This is a genomic window from Mesorhizobium sp. M2A.F.Ca.ET.067.02.1.1 (assembly GCF_004023285.1).
Lineage (GTDB): Bacteria > Pseudomonadota > Alphaproteobacteria > Rhizobiales > Rhizobiaceae > Mesorhizobium.
In genome coordinates this window covers 1-5079 of sequence record NZ_RZSB01000439.1, presented here as the reverse complement: position 1 = coordinate 5079, position 5079 = coordinate 1, and the positions used below count along the sequence as shown (strand labels likewise).

Annotated in this window: 3 protein-coding genes; 1 reads left to right on the top strand and 2 read right to left on the bottom strand. The window is 64.0% G+C overall.

The genetic code is table 11. The features are described from left to right. Together mnmG and mnmE are read right to left on the bottom strand one after the other, a co-directional pair. The coding region (gene mnmG / locus EOA28_RS24385) for a tRNA uridine-5-carboxymethylaminomethyl(34) synthesis enzyme MnmG (RefSeq protein WP_128315365.1) at positions 1-1266 on the bottom strand (1266 nt) is incomplete at its 3' end. A 167-nt stretch (positions 1267-1433) separates the two neighbouring features. Next, the gene (gene mnmE / locus EOA28_RS24380; protein WP_128315364.1) at positions 1434-2741 is read right to left on the bottom strand and encodes a tRNA uridine-5-carboxymethylaminomethyl(34) synthesis GTPase MnmE; all 1308 of its coding nucleotides are present in this window, start codon (positions 2739-2741) and stop codon (positions 1434-1436) included. A gap of 120 nt (positions 2742-2861) precedes the next feature. Between mnmE and EOA28_RS24375 the strand changes: the two genes are divergently transcribed. After that, positions 2862-4877 carry a thioredoxin domain-containing protein gene (locus tag EOA28_RS24375; protein WP_127252954.1) on the top strand — a complete coding sequence of 672 codons (2016 nt, stop codon included), beginning with the start codon at positions 2862-2864 and terminating at the stop codon, positions 4875-4877. Positions 4878-5079 lie beyond the last annotated feature (202 nt).

Genomic DNA, 5079 nt, shown 5'->3' with positions numbered 1-5079 from the left:
GGGCTCTGCGATACCGCGGCTGGTGAGGTCATCGACCATCACGCCGATATAGGCTTCGGTCCGGCTGAGCACGAATTCGTCGCCGCCGGCCGCCTTGCGCGCCGCGTTGATGCCGGCGAGCAGGCCTTGCGCGCCGGCTTCTTCATAACCGGTCGTGCCGTTGATTTGCCCGGCGAGGTACAGGCCGCCCACTCGCTTCGTCTCCAGCGTCGTCTTCAGTTCGCGCGGGTCGACATGGTCGTATTCGATCGCATAGCCCGGCTGCAGCATCGTCGCCTTCTCCAGCCCGGGAATTGTCTTCAGGATCTCGAGCTGAACGTCCTCCGGCAGCGAGGTCGAGATGCCGTTCGGATAGACCGTGTCGTCATCGAGACCTTCCGGCTCCAGGAAAATCTGATGGCCCTCGCGGTCACCGAACTTGACGATCTTGTCCTCGATAGATGGGCAATAGCGCGGGCCGACGCCTTCGATCGAGCCGGAATACATGGCCGAGCGGCCGAGATTGGCGCGGATCAGTTCATGCGTTGCCGGCATGGTGCGGGTGATGCCGCAATGGATCTGCGGGTTGGCGATAGCGTCCGTCATCAACGAGAACGGCACCGGATCTTCGTCTGCGGCCTGGCTTTCCAGCGAGGCCCAGTCGATGGTGCGGCCGTCGAGGCGAGGGGGCGTTCCGGTCTTCAGGCGCCCGAGCTGGAAACCCGCGCGCGCCATCGTCGCCGACAGGCCGTGGCTCGCCTGCTCGTTCATGCGGCCGGCGACGATCTTCTTCTCGCCGATATGGATCAGGCCGCGCAGAAAGGTGCCGGTGGTCAGCACCAAGGCGCCGCAAGCCAACCGGCGGTCATCGGAAATCTGAACGGCAGCGATTCGACCGTCCATGATTTCGAAGTCGAGAGCCTCGCCTTCGATCACGTCGAGATTGTTCTGCTGCCGAATCGCTTCCTGCATGGCCAGCCGATAGAGCTTGCGGTCGGCCTGGGTGCGCGGGCCGCGCACGGCCGGCCCCTTGCGGCGATTGAGCAGGCGGAACTGGATGCCGGCGGCGTCGGCGATGCGGCCCATCAACCCATCCATGGCGTCGATCTCGCGAAGGAGATGGCCCTTGCCGAGACCGCCGATCGCGGGATTGCAGGACATGACGCCGATCGTATCGAAGCGAAGCGTCACCAGCGCGGTCCTGGCGCCGGCGCGCGCGGCAGCACTCGCTGCCTCGCAGCCGGCATGGCCGCCGCCCACCACCACAACATCATAGTGATCGGTCATTTTTCCAAAAATCCGCTTTCAGAGATGGACAGACACATGTCCCTGCCACCTCGAGCTGTCAAGGATGAAGACCGGAGCCGTTTCACGTGAAACATTAATCCGGCCCAATTGCGTATTGTTTCACGTGAGTCACTGCCGGACAGAGGCCGCTCCATGTTTCACGTGAATCATTTACCAATGCAGAACTGCGAAAAGATGACGTCGAGCAGATCCTCTACATCGACGGCACCGACGATCCGCCCGAGGCGCTCCGCCGCCAACCGCAATTCCTCGGCGCGCAACTCTTGGCTTTGCCCTGACAGCGCCGCCCTCAGGAAATCCATCGCCTCTTGCAGCAGCTCGACATGGCGCATTCTGGAGGGCAGGACGTCACCGGCCTCGCCAACCGCGGCGGCGGCGCGGCTTCCGATCTCGTCGAGAAGGCACGCCAGTCCGCTGCCGTCCCTAGAAGAAATCATCAGGTCGTAGGCGCCACCGCCCGCATCGGCGATGTCCGACTTCGTGCCGATCCGCAGCAGCGGAGCCCCAGCGGGGACTCCTCCGACAGGTACCGGATTGGCCATATCCTCTAACAGCAGGACGAGATCGGCCACGTCAGCCTTGGCCCGCGCCCTTTCGATGCCGATCGATTCCACCTTACCCGCGGCGTCGCGCAGCCCGGCGGTATCGACAAGCCGTACCTTCAGCCCGTTGAGGTCCATGACGACCTCGAGCAGATCGCGGGTGGTGCCCGGTTCGTCGGTGACGATCGCCGCATCGCGCCGCGCAAAGGCGTTGAACAGACTGGACTTGCCGGCATTCGGCGCGCCGAGGATCACGACCTCAAAACCGTCACGGATGATCTCCGCTGCCTTGAACCCCTCGACGTGCCGTTCGATCTCGCCAATCATCGCTGTCACGTCTGACCAGACCGCCTCCGAAACGGAACCCGGCACGTCCTCCTCGTCGGCGAAGTCGATCTCCGCCTCGATCATCGCCCGCGCATGGATCAGTCGGCGGCGCCAGCCTGAATAGAGCTCGCTCTGCGCGCCTTCGGCGTTGCGCAAGGCAAAGCGACGCTGCGCCTCGGTCTCGGCATTGACCAGATCGGCCAAGGCCTCCGTCTCGACCAGATCCAGCCTGCCGTTGAGAAAGGCGCGCCTAGTGAACTCCCCGGGCTCGGCATGTCTGACGCCTTCGAAGCCGGTGATCCTTTCCAGCATCTTGGCGGCGACCGCGCGGCTGCCATGCACCTGGAACTCGGCGACATCCTCGCCGGTGAAGCTGCCGGGGCCCGGAAAGAACAGCACGAGCCCGTGGTCGATCGTCGAGCCATCCGCCGCCCTGATCGTCCGTAAATTGGTAAACCGATCCTGAACCGGCCCGGCGATCGTTTCGACCACGAATCGAGTTTTCGGCCCGGAAATACGGATAACGGCGATGCCTGCGGGGAGGCGGCCGCTGGAGAGCGCGACGATCGAATCCTTCGAAGCCATTGGCGAAACCATTTGCCGGACCTGCCGAACCGCCTACATTAAGAGGTAGAGCGTGTCGGCCGCTTCACCTTTCGGCATCACGCTCTGACCTCTGCCTCAAACCACGCCGAGCCGCTCATCGTGACCTTGCCCACGCGAAACCTGCTTGCCGAAGAAGCCAGCCCCTATCTGCGGCAGCACAGCGACAATCCCGTCCATTGGCGCGGCTGGTCGCGGGCCGCCCTTGCCGAAGCCAAGGAACTGGGCCGGCCGATCCTGCTCTCCATCGGCTACGCCGCCTGCCACTGGTGCCATGTCATGGCCCATGAAAGCTTCGAGAACGACGCCGTCGCGGCCGTCATGAACCGGCTCTACGTGAATATCAAGGTCGATCGCGAGGAGCGGCCGGACATCGACCAGATCTACATGGCTGCGCTCCATGCCATGGGCGAGCAGGGCGGCTGGCCGCTGACCATGTTCCTGACGCCCGACGGCAAGCCGTTCTGGGGCGGCACCTATTTTCCGCGCGAGGCGCGTTACGGACGACCGGGCTTCATCCAGGTGCTGGAAGCAGTCGACAAGGCCTGGCGGGAAAAGCAGCAGAGCCTCGCGGAAAGCGCCGACGGGCTGGCCGCCCATGTCGAATCCCGGCTTGCCGGAACAAAGGGCAAGGCGGTGCTCGACCGCGATACGCTCAGCGATCTCTCCGGCCGCATCGACGGCATGATCGACCGCGATCTCGGCGGCTTGAAGGGCGCGCCAAAATTCCCGAATGCGCCCTTCATGCATACGCTTTGGCTGTCCTGGCTGCGCGACGGCCAGGTGGACCACCGCGATGCCGTGCTCACCAGTCTCGAAAAGATGCTTGCCGGCGGCATCTACGATCATGTCGGCGGCGGCCTCAGCCGCTATTCCACCGACGCCGAATGGCTGGTGCCGCATTTCGAAAAAATGCTCTATGACAATGCCCAGCTCATCCGCCTGTGCAACTGGGCCTATGCTGCCACCGGCAAAGGCTTGTTCCGGCTGCGAATCGAAGAGACCGTCGCCTGGCTGCTGCGCGAGATGCGTGTCGAAGGCGGCGCCTTCGCCGCCAGCCTCGACGCCGACAGCGACGGCGAGGAGGGGCTCTTCTACACGTGGAGCCGCGACGAGATCGAGGCCGCGCTGGGCGACGACGCCCCGACTTTCTTTCAGTATTTCGAGCTGGCCGCACCGCATGGCTGGGAAGGCAAGCCGATCGTCCGCCAAAGCGAAATGCAGCAAAGCAAAGGCATTGCCGACTACGCCAATCTTGCGCCTTTGAAAGCGAAGCTGCTGGCTTTCCGCGAACAGCGGGTCAGGCCGGGCCGTGACGGCAAGGTGCTCACCGACTGGAACGGTCTGATGATCGCAGCACTCGCCGAAGCCGGCCGCTCCCTTGGCAGGCGCGACTGGATCGATGCCGCGGCAAAAACCTTCACCCATATTGTCGAGGCCAGCCTGGACGGCCGTCTGCCGCATTCCATGCTCGGCGCGAAGACGCTTTTTCCCGCACTGTCCAGCGATTACGCCGCCATGACCAATGCCGCGATTGCGTTGTTCGAGGCAACCGGCGACCCGGCCTATTCCGATCACGCCAGGCTGTTCATCGGCGAGCTCGATCGCTGGCACCTGGATGCGGAAAAGACCGGCTACTGGCTGACGGCGTCGGATAGCGGCGACGTGCCGATCCGCATCCGCGGCGATGTCGACGAAGCAATTCCCTCGGCCACCAGCCAGATCGTCGAGGCGTTGGTTCGGTTGTCTTCGCTCACCGGCGACCTCGAACTCGGGGAGAAGGCCTGGGCGGCCGCCGAGCACGCCATGGGCCGCGCATCCCAGCAGGCCTACGGCCAGGCCGGCATCGTCAATGCCTGTGCCCTGGCGCTCGAACCGCTGAAGCTTGTCATCATAGATGATCCAGGATCTTCAAGCCTCGTTCCGGTCGCGAATCGGAATCCCGACCCGCGCCGGGTCGACATCGTCGTGCCGATCGGCACGGAAACGAATCGACCCTTGCTGCCGGGCGGCGTGCTGCCGCCGACGGACAAGCCAAGCGCCTGGTTCTGCAGCGGCCAGCTGTGCCTGCCGGCGGTGACCGATGCACAGGAGTTGGAGAAGTTGCTGAGGCGATAGCGCCTTTTCCTTCTCCCCTTGTGGGAGAAGGTGTCGCCGAAGGCGACGGATGAGGGGTGCTCCAGATGCCACCAGCGTCTCACTCCGCTGGAACACCCCTCATCCGTCTCGGCGCTGCGCGCCGATCCACCTTCTCCCACAAGGAGGGCTTTGCACGGAACTGAGTTGGTGATTCCGTATGTCCGGCATGAAGGGGAGATGA